At 70.8% G+C, this 18,979-nt stretch carries 18 protein-coding genes; 7 read left to right on the forward strand and 11 right to left on the reverse strand.

The genetic code is table 11. The features are described 5' to 3' along the window. Positions 1-88 precede the first annotated feature (88 nt). From AC3ENQ_RS04815 to AC3ENQ_RS04840, 6 genes are all read left to right on the forward strand, one after another. Positions 89-1,609 (forward strand): ABC transporter ATP-binding protein, encoded by a 1,521-nt coding sequence (locus AC3ENQ_RS04815; RefSeq protein WP_431802220.1) that lies wholly within the window; start codon positions 89-91, stop codon positions 1,607-1,609. After that, positions 1,606-2,916, forward strand: a complete 1,311-nt coding sequence (locus tag AC3ENQ_RS04820) for an ABC transporter permease (protein ID WP_431802222.1) — start codon at positions 1,606-1,608, stop codon at positions 2,914-2,916. The genes AC3ENQ_RS04815 and AC3ENQ_RS04820 overlap by 4 nt, the downstream gene beginning before the upstream one ends. Further along, a complete protein-coding gene (locus tag AC3ENQ_RS04825) occupies positions 2,913-4,205 on the forward strand; it encodes an ABC transporter permease (RefSeq protein ID WP_431802224.1) in 1,293 nt (430 codons plus the stop codon). The genes AC3ENQ_RS04820 and AC3ENQ_RS04825 overlap by 4 nt, the downstream gene beginning before the upstream one ends. Beyond that, the gene (locus tag AC3ENQ_RS04830) at positions 4,205-4,606 is read left to right on the forward strand and encodes a cytidine deaminase (RefSeq protein ID WP_431802226.1); all 402 of its coding nucleotides are present in this window, start codon (positions 4,205-4,207) and stop codon (positions 4,604-4,606) included. The genes AC3ENQ_RS04825 and AC3ENQ_RS04830 overlap by 1 nt, the downstream gene beginning before the upstream one ends. Beyond that, on the forward strand, positions 4,603-5,913 hold the full coding sequence (locus AC3ENQ_RS04835) for a thymidine phosphorylase (protein WP_431802228.1): 1,311 nt from the start codon (positions 4,603-4,605) through the stop codon (positions 5,911-5,913). The genes AC3ENQ_RS04830 and AC3ENQ_RS04835 overlap by 4 nt, the downstream gene beginning before the upstream one ends. 70 nt (positions 5,914-5,983) lie before the next feature. Then, positions 5,984-7,099 carry an adenosine deaminase gene (locus AC3ENQ_RS04840; RefSeq protein ID WP_431802230.1) on the forward strand — a complete coding sequence of 372 codons (1,116 nt, stop codon included), beginning with the start codon at positions 5,984-5,986 and terminating at the stop codon, positions 7,097-7,099. Between the two features lie 175 nt (positions 7,100-7,274). Here AC3ENQ_RS04840 and AC3ENQ_RS04845 read toward each other — a convergent pair whose 3' ends face one another. The 8 genes from AC3ENQ_RS04845 to AC3ENQ_RS04880 all read right to left on the reverse strand — a co-directional run bounded on the left by AC3ENQ_RS04845 (position 7,275) and on the right by AC3ENQ_RS04880 (position 14,323). Then, entirely contained in the window at positions 7,275-8,030 is a 756-nt protein-coding gene (locus AC3ENQ_RS04845) for an alpha/beta hydrolase (protein WP_431802232.1), read from the reverse strand. Positions 8,031-8,039: 9 nt separating this feature from the next. Further along, on the reverse strand, positions 8,040-8,498 hold the full coding sequence (locus AC3ENQ_RS04850) for a PTS mannitol transporter subunit IIA (protein WP_431802234.1): 459 nt from the start codon (positions 8,496-8,498) through the stop codon (positions 8,040-8,042). Positions 8,499-8,557: 59 nt separating this feature from the next. Beyond that, entirely contained in the window at positions 8,558-10,222 is a 1,665-nt protein-coding gene (gene ptsP / locus AC3ENQ_RS04855) for a phosphoenolpyruvate--protein phosphotransferase (protein WP_431802236.1), read from the reverse strand. A gap of 62 nt (positions 10,223-10,284) precedes the next feature. Then, positions 10,285-10,560: an HPr family phosphocarrier protein gene (locus AC3ENQ_RS04860; protein WP_431802238.1), complete on the reverse strand. Its 276-nt coding sequence runs from the start codon at positions 10,558-10,560 to the stop codon at positions 10,285-10,287. After that, complete coding sequence (locus tag AC3ENQ_RS04865; protein ID WP_431802240.1) at positions 10,557-11,030, reverse strand: PTS sugar transporter subunit IIB; 474 nt, start codon at positions 11,028-11,030, stop codon at positions 10,557-10,559. The genes AC3ENQ_RS04860 and AC3ENQ_RS04865 overlap by 4 nt, the downstream gene beginning before the upstream one ends. 101 nt (positions 11,031-11,131) lie before the next feature. Further along, positions 11,132-11,704 (reverse strand): GNAT family N-acetyltransferase, encoded by a 573-nt coding sequence (locus AC3ENQ_RS04870; RefSeq protein ID WP_431802242.1) that lies wholly within the window; start codon positions 11,702-11,704, stop codon positions 11,132-11,134. Between the two features lie 58 nt (positions 11,705-11,762). Next, entirely contained in the window at positions 11,763-13,496 is a 1,734-nt protein-coding gene (locus AC3ENQ_RS04875; RefSeq protein ID WP_431802244.1) for a phospho-sugar mutase, read from the reverse strand. Beyond that, a complete protein-coding gene (locus AC3ENQ_RS04880) occupies positions 13,493-14,323 on the reverse strand; it encodes a purine-nucleoside phosphorylase (RefSeq protein WP_431802246.1) in 831 nt (276 codons plus the stop codon). Before AC3ENQ_RS04880 ends, AC3ENQ_RS04875 begins: the two co-directional genes overlap by 4 nt. 61 nt (positions 14,324-14,384) lie before the next feature. On the opposite strand from AC3ENQ_RS04880, the gene AC3ENQ_RS04885 reads away from it, so the two are divergent. Continuing rightward, the gene (locus AC3ENQ_RS04885) at positions 14,385-15,836 is read left to right on the forward strand and encodes an NAD(P)H-quinone dehydrogenase (protein WP_431802248.1); all 1,452 of its coding nucleotides are present in this window, start codon (positions 14,385-14,387) and stop codon (positions 15,834-15,836) included. A gap of 78 nt (positions 15,837-15,914) precedes the next feature. Here the strand turns inward: AC3ENQ_RS04885 and AC3ENQ_RS04890 are convergent, their stop codons facing one another. The 3 genes from AC3ENQ_RS04890 to AC3ENQ_RS04900 all read right to left on the reverse strand — a co-directional run bounded on the left by AC3ENQ_RS04890 (position 15,915) and on the right by AC3ENQ_RS04900 (position 18,966). Further along, complete coding sequence (locus AC3ENQ_RS04890; RefSeq protein ID WP_431802250.1) at positions 15,915-16,367, reverse strand: hypothetical protein; 453 nt, start codon at positions 16,365-16,367, stop codon at positions 15,915-15,917. A gap of 47 nt (positions 16,368-16,414) precedes the next feature. Further along, complete coding sequence (locus AC3ENQ_RS04895) at positions 16,415-18,220, reverse strand: acetyl/propionyl/methylcrotonyl-CoA carboxylase subunit alpha (protein WP_431802252.1); 1,806 nt, start codon at positions 18,218-18,220, stop codon at positions 16,415-16,417. 92 nt (positions 18,221-18,312) lie between these two features. Then, positions 18,313-18,966 carry a Maf family protein gene (locus tag AC3ENQ_RS04900; protein ID WP_431802254.1) on the reverse strand — a complete coding sequence of 218 codons (654 nt, stop codon included), beginning with the start codon at positions 18,964-18,966 and terminating at the stop codon, positions 18,313-18,315. Positions 18,967-18,979 lie beyond the last annotated feature (13 nt).

Here is an 18,979-nt window from a genome sequence, read left to right on the forward strand (position 1 = left end):
GGAGGCTGGTTCCGCCGGCCTCCCCGCCCTCCTTATGCCCCACCGGCCCGGGTGCGCCCCGAGCGCGCCCCTCATTAGGATCGAATCCATGAAGCTCGAGCTCCGCGGCATCACGAAGCGGTTCGGCTCCCTCGTCGCCAACGACCACATCGACCTCGTCGTCGAGCCGGGGGAGATCCACTGCCTCCTCGGCGAGAACGGCGCCGGCAAGTCGACCCTGATGAACGTGCTCTACGGCCTCTACACCGCCGACGAGGGCACCATCCTCCTCGACGACCACGTGCAGGCGTTCCGTGGGCCGGGCGACGCGATGCGCGCCGGCATCGGCATGGTCCATCAGCACTTCATGCTGATCCCCGTCTTCACCGTCGCCGAGAACGTCATGCTCGGGCACGAGCCGACCAAGGCCGGCGGCATGCTCGACCTCCAGACGGCGCGCGAGCGCGTGCGGGAGATCTCGGCGCGCTTCGGATTCGACATCGACCCCGACGCCGTCGTCGAAGACCTTCCCGTCGGCGTCCAGCAGCGGATCGAGATCGTCAAGGCGCTCTCGCGCGACGCGAAGGTGCTCGTCTTCGACGAGCCGACCGCGGTGCTCACGCCCCAGGAGACCGACGAGCTGATGGAGATCATGCGTCAGCTGAAGGCATCCGGCACGTCCATCGTCTTCATCACCCACAAGCTGCGCGAGGTGCGCGAGGTCGCCGACCGCATCACCGTCATCCGTCTCGGCCGCGTCGTCGGCGAGGCGAGCCCGACCTCCTCGAACGCGGAGCTGGCCTCGATGATGGTCGGCCGCGCCGTCGAGCTGACCGTCCACAAGAACCCGCCCACCCTGGGCGACGAGGCGCTCGTCGTCGACGGGCTCAGCGTCATCGACCCGCGCGGACAGATCCTCGTCAACGACGTGACCTTCTCGGTGCGCGCCGGCGAGGTGCTCGCGATCGCGGGCGTGCAGGGCAACGGCCAGACCGAGCTCACCGAGGCGCTCATGGGCATGCAGCCGCTCGTCCGCGGATCGGTCACCCTCGGCGGCGAAGAGCTCGTCGGACGGAGCATCCGGCACGTCCTCGACGAAGGCGTCGGGTTCGTCCCCGAGGACCGGAAGGTCGACGGTCTCGTCGGAGAGTTCACGATCGCCGAGAACCTCATGCTCGACCGCGCGAACGGGGCGCCGTTCGTCAAGGCCGGCACCGTGCAACGCAAAGTGCTCGACGAGTTCGCGGCCGAGAAGTACAAGGAGTTCGACGTGCGTGCGCCCTCGATCGACACGCCGGTCGGCCGCCTCTCCGGCGGCAACCAGCAGAAGGTCGTCCTCGCGCGCGAGTTGAGCCGCGACCTCAGCCTCTTCGTCGCCGCACAGCCGACGCGCGGCGTTGACGTCGGCTCGATCGAGTTCATCCACAAGCGCATCATCGAGACGCGTGATTCCGGCATCCCCGTCATCGTCGTCTCGACCGAGCTCGACGAGGTCACGGCGCTGGCCGACCGGATCATGGTGATGTACCGCGGTCGGATCGTCGGGATCGTCCCGGGCGACACGCCGCGCGAGCAGCTCGGACTCATGATGGCGGGCGAGAGCCCCGACACGGAAGGGGCGGCCGCGTGAGTCTCCCGCAAGCACAGGGCCCGGGTGGTTCCCGCGTCACGATCGCCGACGAGGCGCCGGCCCCCGGCAAGTGGCACCTCACCTTCATGCGGATCACCCAGGGCAACTGGCTGATCTCGATCCTCGCGCTCGTCCTCGCCCTGCTGGTCGGCGGCATCCTCATCGCAGCGACCGACGCCGATGTCCAGGCCGCCGCGGGCTACTTCTTCTCGCGACCCGGTGACACCTTCGCCGCGATCGGCAACGCGGTCGGCGGCGCCTACGCCGCGCTGTTCCGCGGCGCGATCTACAACGTGAACGCGCCCGACTTCGCCCGCGGCATCCGCCCCTTCACCGAGACGCTCACCTTCGCGACGCCGCTGATCGCGGCCGGTCTCGGCGTGGCCCTCGCGTTCCGCATCGGCATGTTCAACATCGGTGGTCGCGGGCAGATGCTCATGGCCTCGGCCGGCGCCGGCTGGATCGCGTTCAGCCTCGACCTCCCGTTCCCGCTGCACATGGCGCTCGCCGTCCTCGTCGGCATGCTCTGCGGAGCGCTGTGGGCGGGAATCGCGGGCGTCCTGAAGGCCCGCACCGGCGCGCACGAGGTGATCGTCACGATCATGCTCAACTACGTCGCGTTCTACCTGATCTCGTGGATGCTCCGCACCCCCGGACTCCTGCAGGCACCGGGCTCGAGCAACCCCAAGTCGCCCGCCATGAAGGAGACCGCGGTCTTCCCCGAGCTCCTCGGCCCGAGCTACAACCTGCACTTCGGGTTCATCCTCGTCATCCTCGCGACGATCGTCGTGTGGTGGATCCTCAGTCGCTCCTCTCTCGGGTTCAAGTTCCGCGCCGTCGGCGAGAACCCCAACGCCGCGCGCGTCGCCGGCATCGACGTGAAGAACATGTACGTGTACGGCATGCTCATCGCCGGTGCCCTCGCCGGTCTCGCGGGCGTCAACCAGGTGCTCGGCACGATCACGACCGGCTTCACCGCCGGCATCGATGCGGGCATCGGGTTCGACGCGATCACGGTCGCGCTCCTCGGTCGCTCGACGCCGTGGGGGACCTTCGCCGCCGGCATCCTGTTCGGGGCGTTCAAAGCCGGCGGCTTCTCGATGCAGGCCAGCGAGCAGGTGCCGATCGAGATCGTCACCGTCGTGCAGTCGCTCATCGTCCTGTTCATCGCGGCCCCGCCGCTCGTCCGCACGATCTTCTTCCTCCCCTCGCCCGAGCGCGACGCGCGCAAGCGCGAGAAGGCCCGGGAAAAAGAGCTGAAGAAGCGCGCGGATGCCGACGCCACCCCATCGGAGGTGACCGCGTGAGCCTCACCGGAGACGCCGTCGTCACGACCCCGCCGAGCGCCCTCGCGCCCGAGACCACCGTCATCCGCAGCTGGAAGACGCCGATCGCGCTCGCGGTGTTCACGGTGCTCTTCGGCATCCTGCTGCTCGCCGCGCCTCGCTCGGGAATGACGACCTTCCAGGTGTCCACCGCCGCCGACGCCTTGCAGCTGCCGAGCATCTCGGCACCCGTCGCGGCGACCGCGTGGGCATGCCTCATCGTCTGCGTCCTGCTCGCCGCGGCATCCGCCTACTTCGTCCATGCGTTCGGCCGGTCGCCGTTGTGGGTCGTCGTCGTGTTCATCGTCGTGCTCGTCATCGGCTTCCTCACGTGGGCCGCGGCCGGGGGCACGATCCCCGTCGCCGGCCTTCTCGCGGGAGCGCTGGGCCTCGCCATTCCGCTCATCTACGGCGCCCTCGCGGGCGTCATCGGGGAGCGCGCGGGTGTCGTCAACATCGCGATCGAGGGTCAGCTGCTCGCGGGCGCCTTCACCGCCGCGCTCGTCGCCTCGGTGACCCGACAGCCGATCGCGGGCCTGCTCGCGGCCGCCATCGCGGGAATGCTCGTCGCGTTCGTCCTCGCGGCCTTCGCCATCAAGTACTACGTCGACCAGGTGATCGTCGGTGTCGTGCTGAACGTCCTGGTGGCCGGCCTCACGAGCTTCCTGTTCTCGCAGGTCCTCCAGCCGAACGCCGGAACCCTCAACAATCCGCCGCGGTTCGAGCGCCTGCCGATCCCGGTCCTGAGCGAGATCCCGGTGATCGGCCCGGTGCTCTTCCGTCAGACGATCCTCGTCTACCTCATGTACATCGCGGTCGCGCTGGTCTGGTTCGGGATGTTCAAGACGCGCTGGGGCCTGCGCCTGCGCGCCGTCGGCGAGCACCCGCAGGCGGCCGACACCGTCGGCATCAAAGTCAACGCGACGCGGTTCTGGAACGTGCTGCTCGCGGGCGCCATCGCCGGCGTCGGCGGCACCGTCTTCACGATCGGCAACGGCATCGCCTTCAACAAGGAGATGACCGCGGGTGCGGGCTTCATCGCTCTCGCCGCCGTGATCTTCGGCCAGTGGGACCCGATCAAGGCGACCCTCGCGGCGTTGCTGTTCGGGTTCGCGTCGAGCCTGCAGAACACCCTCAGCGTCATCGGCTCGCCCGTCCCGAGCGAGTTCATGCTGATGCTGCCGTACCTCGTGACGATCTTCGTGGTCGCGGGGGTCGTCGGAAAATCCCGGGCACCCGCCGCTGACGGCGTGCCGTACATCAAGGAGTGATGACCGTGGACATCGACTGGGACGAGCTGCGTCTCGCCGCCACCGAAGCCATGACCCGCGCGTACGCGCCGTATTCGCGCTACCGCGTCGGTGCCGCAGCGCTCGTCAGCGACGGCCGGATCGTCTCCGGCTGCAACGTCGAGAACGCTTCGTACGGCGTGGGCCTGTGCGCGGAGTGCGCGCTCGTCGGCGACCTGCACATGTCCGGCGGCGGCGAGCTCGTCGCGTTCGTGTGCGTCAACGGCCAGGGCGAGACGATCATGCCGTGCGGCCGCTGCCGCCAGCTGCTGTACGAGTTCGCGCTCCCGGGCATGCTGCTCGAGACGGTATCCGGCATCCGCACGATCGATGAAGTGCTGCCGGATGCCTTCGGCCCCCGCGACCTGGAGGCGGCCCGATGAGCGCCTCCGCGCCCGGCGGGGCGGTCGAGCCGTTCGACGCCGTCGACGTCATCCGCATCAAGCGCGACGGCGGTCAGGTGCCCGATGACGCCCTCCGGTGGATGATCGACGCGTACACGCGCGAGTACGTCGCCGACTCGCAGATGGCGGCCTTCGCGATGTCGGTGCTGCTCAACGGCATGACCCGCGACGAGATCCGCGTCATGACCGACGCGATGATCGCCTCGGGCGAGCGGATGAGCTTCGCGGGCCTCGGCAAGCCGACCGTCGACAAGCACTCCACCGGCGGCGTCGGCGACAAGATCACCCTGCCGCTCGCCCCGCTCGTGGCCTCGTTCGGCCCCGCCGTGCCGCAGCTGTCGGGCCGCGGGCTCGGGCACACCGGCGGCACGCTCGACAAGCTCGAGTCGATCCGAGGATGGCGCGCTGCGCTCTCGAACGACGAGATCTTCGGGCAGCTGCAGGACGTCGGCGCGGTCATCTGCGCCGCCGGCACGGGTCTCGCGCCCGCCGACAAGCGGCTCTACGCGCTGCGCGACGTCACCGGCACCGTCGAAGCCATCCCGCTGATCGCCTCGAGCATCATGTCCAAGAAGATCGCCGAAGGCACCGACGCGCTCGTGCTCGACGTGAAGTTCGGTTCGGGCGCGTTCATGAAGGACGTCGACCGGGCGCGTGAGCTCGCCGAGGCGATGGTCGCCCTCGGCACCGATTCGGGCGTCGCGACCACCGCACTCCTGACGAACATGGACACCCCGCTCGGTCTCACGATCGGCAACGCGAACGAGGTGCGCGAGTCGGTCGAGGTGCTCGCCGGCGGCGGACCGGCCGACGTCGTCGAGCTGACCGTCGCCCTCGCCCGCGAGATGCTCACGCTCGCCGGGCAGCCGGATGCCGACGTCGAAGCGGCGCTGAAGGACGGGCGCGCCATGGACACCTGGCGCGCCATGATCCGCGCGCAGGACGGCGACCCCGACGCGCCCCTGCCGACGCCGCGCGAGACGCACGTCGTCACCGCGCCCGCCTCGGGCGTGGTGGGCGCCATGGAGGCGCTGCCGTTCGGCGTCGCCGCGTGGCGCCTCGGTGCCGGACGCGCCCGCGCGCAGGACCCGGTCGTTCACGCCGCAGGCATCGACCTGCACGTGAAGCCCGGCGATAAGGTCACGGCCGGTCAGCCGCTGTTCACCTTGCTCGCCGATGATGAGAAGCGCTTCGCGCGCGCGCTCGACGCCCTCGAGGGAGCGTGGTCGATCGGTGCGGAAGCTCCGGCATCCGCCCCGCTCGTCCTCGAGCGCATCACGGCGTAACCTCCTCACTTTCTGCACCGGCTCTCTCCACCGGCTCTCTCCACCGGCTCTCTCCACCGAAGGACACGTCATGGCGATCGATCAGCACGGCGACGCGAAGCTCGAAGGCGTCTCGATCCGCTCGCTTCCGAAGGTGTCGCTGCACGACCATCTCGACGGAGCGGTGCGTCCGCAGACGATCCTCGAGATCGCCGACGAGATCGGCCTCGAGGTGCCGGCCGACACCGTCGACGACCTCACGGATTGGTTCGAGGACCAGAGCGATTCGGGGTCGCTCGTCGAGTACCTGAAGACGTTCGACCTCACGACCGCCGTCATGCAGACCGCCGACGGGCTCCGCCGCGTCGCGAAGGAGTTCGTCGAGGATCTCGCCGCCGACGGCGTGATCTACGGCGAGGTGCGCTGGGCACCCGAGCAGCACGTCGCCGGTGGCCTGTCGCTCGAAGAAGCCGTCGACGCCGTGCAGGAGGGCATCGAAGAGGGGGAGGATGCCGTCGACCGCGCGGGCCGCGACATCCGCGTCGGCCAGCTCATCACCGCGATGCGGCAGACCGACCGGTCGCTCGAGATCGCCGAACTCGCCGTCGCCTTCCGCGGGCGCGGCGCCGTCGGCTTCGACATCGCGGGGCCCGAGGACGGGTTCCCGCCGTCGAACCACCGGCCAGCGTTCGACTACCTGGCATCCCACTTCTTCCCCGTCACCGTCCACGCCGGCGAGGCGGCCGGGCTCGACTCGATCCGCTCCGCGCTCCTCGACGGGCGCGCGCTGCGGCTCGGGCACGGCGTGCGTGTCGCCGAGGACCTCGAGGTCGTGCAGCAGAAGGGCGACGAGGTGCTCGTCACCTTCGGCGACCTGGCGCGGTGGGTCCGCGACCGCGAGATCCCGCTCGAACTGTCGCCGTCGTCGAACCTGCAGACCGGCGCGATCGCGCGCTGGGGTACCGCGCTCGAGGACCACCCGTTCGACCTGCTGTACCAGCTGGGGTTCGCCGTCACCGTGAACGTCGACAACCGCACGATGAGCCGCACCTCGCTCACCCGCGAGCTGGCGCTGCTGGCGGAGACCTTCGACTACCGCCTCGAAGATCTCGAGGCCTTCCAGCTGAACGCCGCCGCCGGCGCCTTCCTCTCGGTCGAGGAGCGCGAGGAGCTCATCGAACTCATCGGCGAGGGCTTCGGCGGCTGACCCCCGCGCCGCGCGCTGCGCCGCACTCTGCGCCTTCGCTGCGCCCTCGCGCCTCGCTCGCGAATCACCATACGATTCTCGAATCACCGCGCTCTTCGCGCGAATCCGGAGGTGATTCGCGAATCCAGCGGTGATTCGCGAGCCAGCGGCGGCTCAGGGGGCTCAGGGAGCGGCGTCAGCGCGGGAGGGTGGATGCCAGCGCGCGCACGCGGTCGACGATGACGGCCTCGACCTCGGCGTCGCTCGCCGTCGGTGTGCCGTCGCCGGCCTGAACTCCGTAATCGCCGAAGGAGGCGTGCGAGGCGCCCGGGATCTCCACCATCTCGGCGTCGGCGGGGAGCTCGTCGCGCGCGTCGGCGATCTTCTCCTGCGTCGACAGTCCGTCTTCGCTGCCGGAGAGGCTCAGGACCGGCAGACCTGAGTCGGACAGATCCGTCGCGCAGTACGAGCCGAACAGGACGAGCGCCTCCGCATCGGCGGCGAGCTGGCACGCGCGCACGCCGCCGAGCGAGTGGCCGCCGACCATCCACGCGTCGACGTCGGGCGCGAGGTCCGTGAGGCTCGTCAGGGGGCGCAGGTCGAAGAATGCGAGGTTCAGCCAGGGCTTGGTGATCACGACGGTGAGGCCGTCGTCCGTGACCAGGCCCGACATCTTCGAGGCGTAGGCCCACGGGTCCACCTTCGCGCCCGGAATGAACACGAGACCCACGTCGCCTGCGCCGGATGCCGGGGCGAGCACGATGCCGCCATCCGTGTCGGTGATCGCGATCCGGTCATCGGCGCGGACGGCGGCGAGCGGCTCGGTCTCCGCCGCCATGACGCCGGCCTGGCTCCACACCACCGTCCCGACGATCGCGACGAGCAGCACCGCGCCGACGATGCCGAGCGTCCACCGGAGTGCGCGACCTGCGCGCGTGCGTTTCGGGGCCACGTCGGAAGTCTAGGCGGGGGACGTGTCGGCGCGTCCCCCGCCCTTCACCCCGCCCAACAGCTCCAGTACCTCCTCCGGCGTGGCCGCACCTCGCAGACGTGCCGCGCCGTCGTCGTCGGCGAAGACGAGCGAGATCTGCGACAGGATCTCGAGGTGTTCGTCGCCCCGACCGGCAATGCCGACGACGAAGTTGACGGGGTCGCCGTCCCAGTCGACGCCGCCGTCGTAGCGGGCGAACGAGACGGCGGAGGAGAGGATGGCATCCTTCGTCTCGTTCGTCCCGTGCGGGATCGCCAGGCCGTTGCCCATGTACGTCGACACGAGCGCCTCGCGCGCCTGCATCGACGCGAGGTAGTCGGCCGTGACCGCCCCCGCACCTTCGAGCAGAGCCGCCGCCTCGCGGAGCGCCTCGTCCTTCGTGGCGCGTCCCGGATGCAGGCGGATCCGGTCCGCGGTGAGGACGCTCATCCTTCGCTCCGGCAGCGAATCGCGCATCCGCCCCGTGACGCCGTCACGCCGTCACTCCGTCACGCCGTCACCGGGGCGGCGGCCTCCTGTGCGGCGGCGCGGGCGGATGCCGCGTCGTCCGCGCCGAGGGCGGCGGAGGCGATCCGCCGCGCATCGTCGAGGTCGTACTGCAGGAGGGACGCCCGGACGTCGGCCAGCGCCGTCGGCGCCATCGACAGGGTCGTCGCGCCGAGTCCCACGAGGACGACGGCGAGCAGCGGGTCGGCCGCCGCCTCACCGCAGATCCCGACCGGCTTGCTGTTGGCCTTGCCGCCCGCGGCGGTCATCTCGATGAGGTGCAGCACGGCCGGGTGCCACGGGTCCTGGTACGACGCGACCGAGCCGAGCAGGCGGTCGGCGGCGAGCGTGTACTGCGTGAGGTCGTTCGTCCCGATCGAGGCGAAGTCGGCGATCTCGAGGATGCGCGCGGCCTGGATCGCCGACGACGGCACTTCGACCATGACACCGGCCGTCTTGATGCCGTACTCCTTCGCCAGCGTCACGAAGTACTCGGTCTCCTCGACCGTCGACACCATCGGCGCCATCACCCAGAGGTCGGCGTCGGTCGCTGCGTCGGCCTCGGCGAGTGCCGTCAGCTGCTCGCGGAGAATGTCCTCGCTCGCGCGTAGCGCGCGGAGTCCGCGCAGGCCGAGGGCGGGGTTGTCTTCGTGCGCGTCGTTGAGGAACGCGAGGGGCTTGTCGGCCCCGGCATCGAGCGCACGCACCACGACCTTCTTGCCGGGGAACGCTTCGAGCAGCTGCGTGTACGACGTGGTCTGCTCCGCGACGGTCGGCGCCTGCGAGGAGGACAGGAACAGGAACTCGGTGCGGAACAGGCCCACGCCCTCGGCGCCGAGCGCGACGGCTTCGGCGGCACCCTCGGGCTTGCCGAGGTTCGCGAGCAGGGGCACGGCGGTGCCGTCTTTCAGGGCGCCCGGTGTGAGCGGGGCGGATGCCGCAGCCGCGCGCGCGTCGGCCCGGTGCTGGGCCTGGCGGAGCTCGTCGTCGGTCGGAGACGTCGTGACGACGCCCTTAGCGGCATCCACGATGACCGTCTCGCCGTCCGTGAGGTCTTTCGCCGCGGCAGCGCCGACGACCGCGACGATCGACTTCTCCCGCGCGAGGATCGCGGTGTGCGAGGTGGGGCCGCCGTCGGTCGTGACGAGCGCGAGCACCTTGTCGAGGTCGAGGAGGGCCGTGTCGGCGGGGGCGAGATCCTTCGCGACGAGCACGAAGGGGTGACCCGGGTCGGGGACGCCCGGGGCGGGCAGGCCGCGGAGATTCGCGATGACGCGCTGCGCGACGTCGTCGAGGTCGGCGGCGCGCTCGCCGAGGTAGCCGCCCATGGCGGCCAGCTGGTCGCGGAAGCTCGCGAACGCGTCGTACACGGCGAACTCGGCGGTCTTCCCGGCGTTCACGCGGGTGGCGACCTCACTCTCCAGGGTGGGGTCCTCGACCATCATCGCCTGGGCCTCGAGCACCTCCTGGGCCATCCCGCCGGCCTTCTCGCCGCGCTCGCCGAGCTCGCGCGCGACGTCGGCGACCGCGGAGCGCACGCGCGCCAGCTCGTCGTCGGGCGTGCGGGTGCTCGCGGTGTCCTCGGGGGCGGGCGACGGCGCCGCCATGCGGGCGACGGGGCCTTGCGCCACACCCAGGCCGATTCCCACTCCGCGCAGTTCAGTCATGTTCGTGCTCTCCTTCGATGCAGTGCTTCGTGATGTCGGGGGCGGCGGATCCGGCGCGTCCGTCAGTTCTCATCGTGGTCGGTCGTGAGCAGTTCGACCAACTCGTCGAGGACGTCGTCTGCCTTCTCGCCCTCGGCGGTGAGCGTGACGTAGTCGCCCTTCTCGGCGCCGAGCGAGATCACGCTGAGGATGCTCGCGGCGTTGACGGGCTCGCCCGAACCCTTCGAGATGGTGACAGGGATGCCGGACTCCTTCGCGGCGGCCGCGAACATCTTCGCGGGTCGGGCGTGGAGGCCGTTCGACGAACCGATGCGGACCGTGCGGCTGACCTGGCTCATGGGGTGTTCCTCTCGACGACGGGGGAGGGCGGGGGTGCGGTGCGCTCCGACGTCTCGGCGCTGGGGCACGTGTTCGGGCAGGCATCTGTCGCGATGGGGGACTCGACGGCCGGCGACTTGGCGGCGGGGGACTCGGCGGCAGGCGACTCGGCGGCACGGGACTCGGCGGCGGGGAGCGCCGCGTCCACGAGCGCGAGGGTGTGCGTGCCGTCGACGTCCGTGAAGACGTCGGGGGTCAGGTGCACGACGGTCACGGCGCGCGCGGCGGCGGCACGCTCGATGCGGGCGATGTCGTCCTGCAGGTGGGGCCCGACGAGGACGACATCGGCGGCGTCGAGGTCGATCGGCAGGGACTTCACGGTGCCCGCAGTGGCGCTAATCGGCCGCCCGGCGGCCTGTGCGGCGTGGCGCAGGCGCTGCGCGACGAACGTGCTCGACGCTCCTGCACCGCACACCACGAGGATTCTCACCGAACAGCCTCCCTCACGCCCATTCTGGTGAACCGACTGCCGGGGGACAACCACGGTGTCCCGGGAATACCCGCTCGCGTGGCCCGTGGACCGTCGTCGGCTCACCGCGCGGCGAGGCGCGCGACGAGTCCGAGACGCACGGCGGGCCACTCGTGCGGAAGGATCGAGTAGCTGACCGTGTCGCGGAGAGACCCGTCGGGGCCGAGGCGGTGATTGCGCAGGATGCCGTCGAGCTTCGCGCCGAGCCGCTCGATCGCGGCGCGCGACTGCCGGTTGTGGAAGTGGGTCCGAAACTCCACCGCGATCGCGTCACACCCCTCGAACGCGTGGCCGAGGAGCAGCAGCTTGGCGGCGGTGTTGACCGACGTCCTTTGGACGACGGGTGAGAGCCACGTGTAGCCGATCTCGACGTGCCGGTTCGGCTGGTCGATGTTGCAGTAGGTCGTCATCCCGACGGCGCGGCCGTTCGCGATCACCGCGAACGGGTTCAGCCGCCCGGCATCCCGCTCAGCGAGCCGCCACGCGATCTCCTCGAGCACGGACTCCGGGACGGAGGTGTACCAGGCGTACTCCAAGCCCTCGCGGGCGGTCTCGAGGTCGCCAGCGTGCGCCGGGCTCAGCGGCTCGAGGCGGACGTGGGCGTTCTCGAGGGTCACGGGATCGGTGAGCAGCACGCGCCCCAGCCTAGAGGCGAGGCCGCCCCGCGCCTGTCAGCACGGGACGCTTCGCCCGTCAGGCCTGCGCGGCGGCGAGGAGGTCGCGCGCACCGGCGTCGAGGCGGGCGAGGCGCTCCGCCGCGTCGGAGGCCGAGTCGCCGCGGACGTCGAGGTACACCTTGAGCTTCGGCTCGGTGCCGCTCGGGCGCACGATGACGCGGGAAGCGTCGGCGAGCCACAGGCGCAGCACGTCGCTCGGCGGGACGTCACCGGCATCCGAGGGGGCATCGGCGACGGCCAGCAGGTCGTCGATCCGCTCGACCGCCACGCCGCCGACCTCGGCGGGGGGAGCTGAGCGGAGCGCCGCCATGATCCGCCCGATGAGCGAGACGTCGTCGACGCGCAACGACACCTGCCCCGACTGGAAGTAGCCGAACGTCGCGGCGAACCGGTCGAGCAGGTCGGCGAGCGTTTCGCCGTGCTCGCGGGCCTCGGCGATCATGCCGAGCATCGCGACGGCGGCACTGATCCCGTCCTTGTCGCGCACCGTCTCGGGATTGACGAGGTAGCCGAGGGCCTCCTCGAACCCGAAGAGGATGCCGGGGGCGCGCGAGATCCATTTGAAGCCCGTCAGCGTCGCGTGGAAGTCCAGGTCGTAGTGCTCGGCGACGGTCTGCAGCCCGGGCGAGGAGACCAGCGAGCATGCGAGCGATGCGCCCGCGGCGGCGCCCTGCGAGGGCGCAGATGCCCGCGCCCGCTTCGCCGCGCGCCAGCCGAGCAGGAGCCCCGTCTCGTTGCCGGTGAGCCGGCGCCACCCCTCGGGCGACGACGCGTCGGGGATCGCGACCGCGAGCCGGTCGGCGTCGGGATCGTTGGCGAGGATGAACTCCGCCGCGGCATCCCGCGCCGTGGCGAAGGACAGGTCCATCGCGCCCGGCTCCTCGGGGTTCGGGAACGCGACCGTCGGGAACCGTCCGTCGGGTGCGATCTGGGCCTCGACGACGACCGGGAGCGGGTACCCCGCGAGCTGGAGGATCGACGTCAGTGTCTCGTAGCCGACGCCGTGCATCGCCGTGTAGACCCAGTTCATGCCCGCGGCGCCGGCGGGGGCCGGAGCGACGGTGGCGGTCGCGGCGACGTACGCCTCGACGACCGCCTCGTCGGCGAGCTCGTATGCCCCGCGCGGCATGTCCCCGACGACCGTCGTCTTCGCGACCCGCTCGATGTGCGCCGCGATCTCGGCGTCGGCAGGCGACACGATCTGCGAGCCGTGGTCGGCCCCGCCGAGGTACACCTTGTACCCGTTGTCGTCGGGCGGATTGTGGGATGCCGTGACCATGACGCCGGCGGCCGCCCCCAGGTGCCGCACCGCGAACGCGAGCACGGGCGTCGGCAGCAGCCGCGGCAGGAGCACCGCGCGCAGGCCCGCACCGGCGAAGATCTCGGCGGAGTCCTCGGCGAACACGTCGGAGTTCCGCCGCCCGTCGTAGCCGATCACGACGAGAGGCGTCTCGCCCGGCTCGGCCTTCTCCCGCAGGTACGCCGCGAAACCCGCGGCCGCCTGCGAGACGAGCACCCGGTTCATCCGGTTGCTTCCGGCGCCCAGGCGTCCGCGCAGGCCCGCGGTACCGAACTCCAGCCGCGTGCCGAAACGGTCGGCCAGGTCGGCGGATGCCGCGGCATCCCCGCCCTCCGCGGCGGTGATGAGCGACGCAAGCTCCGCCCTCGTCACCTCGTCGGGGTCCTGGGCGAGCCAGGCGCGGGCGGTCGCCAGGGCCGCCGGGTCGACCCGGTCCACAGACGCGCTCACAGCTGCCCGATCACGCGAGCGAGGAGGTCGGAGATGACGGGCTCGGCCGCCTGGCCGGCCTCGATCACCTCCGCGTGGCTGAGCGGGGTCGTCTGGATGCCGGCGGCCATGTTCGTGATGAGTGAGAACCCGAGGATCTCCATGCCCCCCTGACGCGCCGCGATCGCCTCGAGCGCGGTCGACATGCCGACGATGTGGCCGCCGATGGTCTTCGCCATGCGCACCTCGGCGGGTGTCTCGTACTGGGGCCCCCGGAACTGGCAGTACACGCCCTCGTCGAGCGTCGGGTCGACGCGACGTGCGACGTCACGCAGACGCGTCGAGTAGAGGTCGGTGAGGTCGATGAACGTCGCGCCCTCGAGCGGCGAGTCGCCCGTGAGGTTGATGTGGTCGCTGATGAGGACGGGCGTGCCGGGCTTCCAGGTCGCCTTGATGCCGCCCGCACCGTTCGTCAGCACCATCGTCTTCGCGCCGGTCGCGGCGGCGGTCCGCACGCTGTGGACGACGCGGCGCACCCCGTGGCCCTCGTAGTAGTGCGTGCGCGCGCCGATGACGAGCACGTGCCGTCCCTTCGGCGTCACGATCGAACGCAGCGACCCGACGTGGCCCTCGAGGGCGGGCTTGCTGAAACCGGTGACCTCCGTCGCGGGGACGGTCGCGACGGTCTCGCCGACGAGTTCGGCGGCCTTGCCCCAGCCGCTACCGAGCGTGAGGGCGATGTCGTGTCGCTCGACACCCGTGAGCCGCGCGATGTCGGATGCCGCCTGCGCGGCGACCTCGAACGGGTCGGCGGCGGGGTCGTCGAGAGGGTTGCTGTACGTGGACATGCCACCACTCTAGGAACTGGTGCGGTCATCCGGCCAGCGGGCGCCTGAGAGAATGGGAGCCATGTCCGCGAGCTTCGTCCACTCCCAGTCCGTCGCGGTGGTCGGCGGCGGCCCCGGCGGTTACGAGGCGGCCCTCGCGGCCGCGCAGCTCGGCGCAGAGGTCACGCTCGTCGAGCGTGCGGGCGTGGGAGGAGCTGCGGTCATCACCGACGTCGTCCCCTCGAAGAGCCTCATCGCCACGGCCGATGCGGCGATCGCGATCTCCGAGGCATCCGATCTGGGCGTCGAATTCTTCGCGAAGGGCGAGAGCGGCCGACCGCTGAAACCGCAGGTCGCGATCAACCTCGCCGCCGTCAACAAGCGACTGCTCTCCCTCGCGCGCCAGCAGTCCGACGATATGCGCGGGCAGCTGGTGGATGCCGGAGTCCGCATCGTCTCGGGCCACGGCCGCCTCGACGGCCCGCACGCGATCGTCGTGGCGACCGGCCCCGGCGGCACCGACTTCGACCGGATCGAGGCCGACACCCTCGTCGTCGCGGTGGGCGCGTCGCCGCGCGAGCTTCCGAGCGCGAAGCCCGACGGCGAGCGGATCCTCACGTGGACGCAGCTCTACGATATGAAGTCGCTCCCCGAGCACCTCATCGTCGTCGGATCGGGCGTCACCGGCGCGGAGTTCGCGTCGGCGTACATGAACCTCGGCGCGAAGGTGACGCTCATCTCCTCGCGCGACCACGTGCTGCCCGGCGAGGACCGTGACGCGGCGACCGTGCTCGAGAAGGTCTTCACCCGCGGCGGCATGACGGTGCTCTCGAAGTCGCGCGCCGAGAAGGTGGAGCGCACCGACGACGGCGTCGAGGTCACCCTGTCGGACGGTCGGACGATCTGGGGGAGCCACTGCCTCTTGGCCGTCGGCTCGATCCCCAACACCGCCGACATCGGCTTGGAGGATGCCGGAGTCGAGCTCACCGAATCGGGGCACATCCGGGTCAACCGCGTCGCCCGCACGTCGGTGCCGAACATCTACGCCGCCGGCGACTGCACGACGTTCGTACCCCTGGCATCCGTCGCGTCGATGCAGGGCCGGACGGCGATCTTCCACGCCCTCGGTGACATCGTCATCCCGCTGGAGCGACGCCGGATCACGGCGAACATCTTCACGGCACCCGAGATCGCGACGGTGGGCCGGCAGGAGAAGGATCTCGAGACGGGCGCGATTGCAGGCGACGTGTACAAACTGCCGCTCGCCGCGAACGCGCGCGCGAAGATGCTCGGCATCACCGACGGGTTCGTGAAGATCATCGCGCGCGAAGGGTCGGGCACGGTGATCGGCGGCGTCATCGTCGCGCCGCGCGCATCGGAGCTCATCTACCCCATCGCGATCGCCGTCGAGCGGCGCCTCACGGTCGACCAGCTCTCGCGCGTCTTCGCGGTGTTCCCCTCGCTCACGGGGTCGATCACCGACGCGACCCGCGCGATGCACCAGGTCAACCGCGACGACGACTTCTTCGGCTGACCGGCACGTTTCGACTCGCTGCGCTCGCTCAACGGCCGGGAGGTTGCGCACCCCTTCGTTGATCCCGTCCCGCGGGCCTCAGCGCTGCAAGAGCGCGACCCACTCGCCGCGCCCGTCGGGCGACGTGGCACGTGCGGTGAACGTGTCGAGTTCGCGCACCGCGGTCGGGATCGCAATGGGCGTGCGCGGGTCGCCGCCGTGGCAGACGATCTCCTGCGTCGAGGTGACGGTGTCGCCGCCGGCCACGTACTCGAGGGTGAAGCTGGCCCGGTCGGTGCCGATGCAGCGCAGCTCCACGGCGCGGTACGTCACCCCGCCGCCGAGGTTCAGCGTCGACGTCGTGTCCGAGCCGGCGGCACCGAAGGCGCCGCCGATTCCGGCATCACCGGCATCCTCCAGGAGCGACGTCGACCAGGCATCCCATGTCGCCTGTTCCTCTGCCGCGGTCGGCCCGGGTGTGCACGCCGCGAGGCTAGCCGCGCCGAACGCGACGAGGAGCAGTGCGGCGGCCAGGCGGCGGGAGCGGGACATCGCCCCAGGATAGACCGGCGCGGAGCGGGGGACCGGCACGACGTGGGTCAGGAGATCGTGAGCAGCTGGTGGCCGGCCGAAACGGTCGCACCCGGGGTCGCGTCGATCGCGCCGATCACGCCGTCCTTGTGCGCCTGCAGCGGCTGCTCCATCTTCATCGCCTCGAGGACGACGACGAGGTCGCCCTTGACGACCTGCTGGCCGTCCTCGACGGCGAGCTTCACGATCGTCGCCTGCATCGGGGCCTTGACCGCGTCGCCGGATGCCGCAGCGCTCACACTCGGCGCGTGCGAACGGCGTGCCGGGGGTGCGACCACGGGCCGGCCGATCTTGTTCGGCGCGACCGCGATGCGATCGGGCAGGCTCACCTCGAGGCGCTTGCCGGAGACTTCGACGACGACAGTGTGGCGGGGCTCGGCCTCTTCGGGTTCTTCGAGCTCGCCGTCCCACGGCGGGATGTCGTTGTCGAACTCCGTCTCGATCCACCTCGTGAAGACGCCGAAGTGGCCGTCCTCCGCGGTGAAGGCGGGGTCGCGGACGACCTTGCGGTGGAAGGGGAGCACCGTCGGCATGCCGGCGACCTCGAACTCGTCGAGGGCACGGCGGGCACGCTCGAGGGCTTCGGTGCGGTCGCGGCCGGTGACGATGAGCTTGCCGAGGAGGGAGTCGAACGCGCCCGAGACGCTGTCGCCCGCGGTGACGCCCGAGTCGAGGCGGATGCCGGGGCCGCCGAACGTCTTGAACTGGTGGATGCGCCCGGGCTGCGGCAGGAAGTTCCGCCCCGGGTCCTCGCCGTTGATGCGGAACTCGATCGAGTGTCCGACCGGCTCAGGGTCGACATCGTCGAGCAGGCCGCCCTCGGCGATGCGGAACTGCTCGCGCACGAGATCGAGGCCGGTGACCTCTTCGGAAACGGGGTGCTCGACCTGCAGGCGCGTGTTGACCTCGAGGAAGGAGATCGTGCCGTCGGCGCCGATGAGGAACTCACACGTTCCCGCCCCGACGTAGCCGACCTCCTTCAGGATCGCCTTCGACGCGTCGTAGAGCGTCCGCGTCTGCTCCTGCGTCAGGAACGGCGCCGGTGCCTCTTCGACGAGCTTCTGGTGGCGGCGCTGCAGCGAGCAATCGCGGGTCGAGACCACGACGACGGTGCCTTCGGCATCCGCCAAGCATTGGGTCTCGACGTGGCGCGGCTTGTCGAGGTACTTCTCCACGAAGCACTCGCCGCGACCGAAGGCGGCGACCGCCTCGCGCGTGGCCGACTCGAAGAGCTCGGCGACCTCATCGACCTCGCGGGCGACCTTGAGGCCGCGGCCGCCACCGCCGTACGCCGCTTTGATCGCGATGGGCAGACCGTGCGCGCGCGCGAAGGCGACGACCTCGTCGGCGGTCTCGACGGGACCGGGGGTGCCCGGGGCGAGCGGAGCGCCCACCTTCTCTGCCACATGGCGGGCGGTCACCTTATCGCCGAGCGCCTCGATGGCCTCGGGGGAGGGGCCGATCCAGATGAGGCCGGCGGCCTGCACGGCGCGGGCGAAATCGGCGTTCTCGGCGAGGAAGCCGTAGCCGGGGTGCACCGCGTCGGTGCCGGAGCGGCGGGCGACGGAGAGGATCTTCTCGATGGAGAGGTACGTCTCGGCGCTCGTCGTGCCATCGAGCGCGTACGCCTCGTCGGCGAGCTTCGCGTGCATCGCGTCGCGGTCCTGGTCGGCGTAGACGGCGACCGAGGCCTTCCCCGCATCGCGGGCGGCGCGGATGATGCGGACGGCGATCTCACCGCGGTTCGCGACGAGCACTTTGGTGATGCGTGCGCGCACGGGCGCGGCGTCCACAGCGTGGTCCAGAGAAGGCATGGATGTCAGCCTACCCACGCAGACGGGGTCAGCTTTGGATCACTCGCACAAGATCATCGCGAAATCGTGGGCGGCACCCTACGAAGCCGCGCTCACGCCGAGGTGCCGGTCCAGAGGTCCGTCCACGTGATCTCGAGCTCACGGCAGAGGTGCCGGAGGGTCGACAGCGACATGCCGACGACCGTCGACGGGTCGCCCTCGACGCGCTCGATGAACGCTCCGGCGAGGCTGTCGATCGTGAAGGCGCCGGCGACCTGCAGCGGTTCGCCGCTGGAGACGTAGGCGGCGATCTCGGCATCCGTCACATCGGCGGCGAAGGTGACCGCCGCCTCCGCGACGGCGTGGGCCTCGCGCGGGGGCTGTCCGGGGGTGAGACGGAAGACGCTGTGACCCGAATGCAGGATGCCGGTGCGCCCCCGCATCTGATGCCAGCGCGCCGTGGCGACCTCGGGTTCGTACGGCTTGCCGAGGATCTCGCCGTCGAGCTCGAACATCGAATCGCCCCCGACGACGATGCCGTCGAACTCGGGGTCGTCCGCGGCGACGGAAGCCGCGACGTCGGCGGCCTTCCGGCGGGCGAGCAGCAGGACGTGCTCGTCGGGGGTGAGCGCGCGCCGCTCGTGTGCTTCGACCGCGGCGATCACCGCCTCCTCGTCGACCTGCGGTGCGCGCGTCTCGGGCTCGATGCCCGCCTGACGCAGGAGCATCAGTCGGGCGGGGGAGGTCGATGCCAGACACACGCGCATTCCCCCACCGTAT

It is taken from the genome of Microbacterium sp. bgisy203 (assembly GCF_057706945.1).

Bases quoted from the DNA above. Each gene is read 5' to 3' on its own strand.
- AC3ENQ_RS04815 (WP_431802220.1), top strand. From the start codon at position 89: ATGAAGCTCGAGCTCCGCGGCATCACGAAGCGGTTCGGCTCCCTCGTC.
- AC3ENQ_RS04830 (WP_431802226.1), top strand. From the start codon at position 4,205: ATGACCGTGGACATCGACTGGGACGAGCTGCGTCTCGCCGCCACCGAA.
- AC3ENQ_RS04835 (WP_431802228.1), top strand. From the start codon at position 4,603: ATGAGCGCCTCCGCGCCCGGCGGGGCGGTCGAGCCGTTCGACGCCGTC.
- AC3ENQ_RS04840 (WP_431802230.1), top strand. From the start codon at position 5,984: ATGGCGATCGATCAGCACGGCGACGCGAAGCTCGAAGGCGTCTCGATC.
- AC3ENQ_RS04850 (WP_431802234.1), bottom strand. From the start codon at position 8,498: ATGAGCGTCCTCACCGCGGACCGGATCCGCCTGCATCCGGGACGCGCC.
- ptsP (WP_431802236.1), bottom strand. From the start codon at position 10,222: ATGACTGAACTGCGCGGAGTGGGAATCGGCCTGGGTGTGGCGCAAGGC.
- AC3ENQ_RS04860 (WP_431802238.1), bottom strand. From the start codon at position 10,560: ATGAGCCAGGTCAGCCGCACGGTCCGCATCGGTTCGTCGAACGGCCTC.
- AC3ENQ_RS04880 (WP_431802246.1), bottom strand. From the start codon at position 14,323: ATGTCCACGTACAGCAACCCTCTCGACGACCCCGCCGCCGACCCGTTC.
- AC3ENQ_RS04885 (WP_431802248.1), top strand. From the start codon at position 14,385: ATGTCCGCGAGCTTCGTCCACTCCCAGTCCGTCGCGGTGGTCGGCGGC.
- AC3ENQ_RS04890 (WP_431802250.1), bottom strand. From the start codon at position 16,367: ATGTCCCGCTCCCGCCGCCTGGCCGCCGCACTGCTCCTCGTCGCGTTC.
- AC3ENQ_RS04895 (WP_431802252.1), bottom strand. From the start codon at position 18,220: ATGCCTTCTCTGGACCACGCTGTGGACGCCGCGCCCGTGCGCGCACGC.
- AC3ENQ_RS04900 (WP_431802254.1), bottom strand. From the start codon at position 18,966: ATGCGCGTGTGTCTGGCATCGACCTCCCCCGCCCGACTGATGCTCCTG.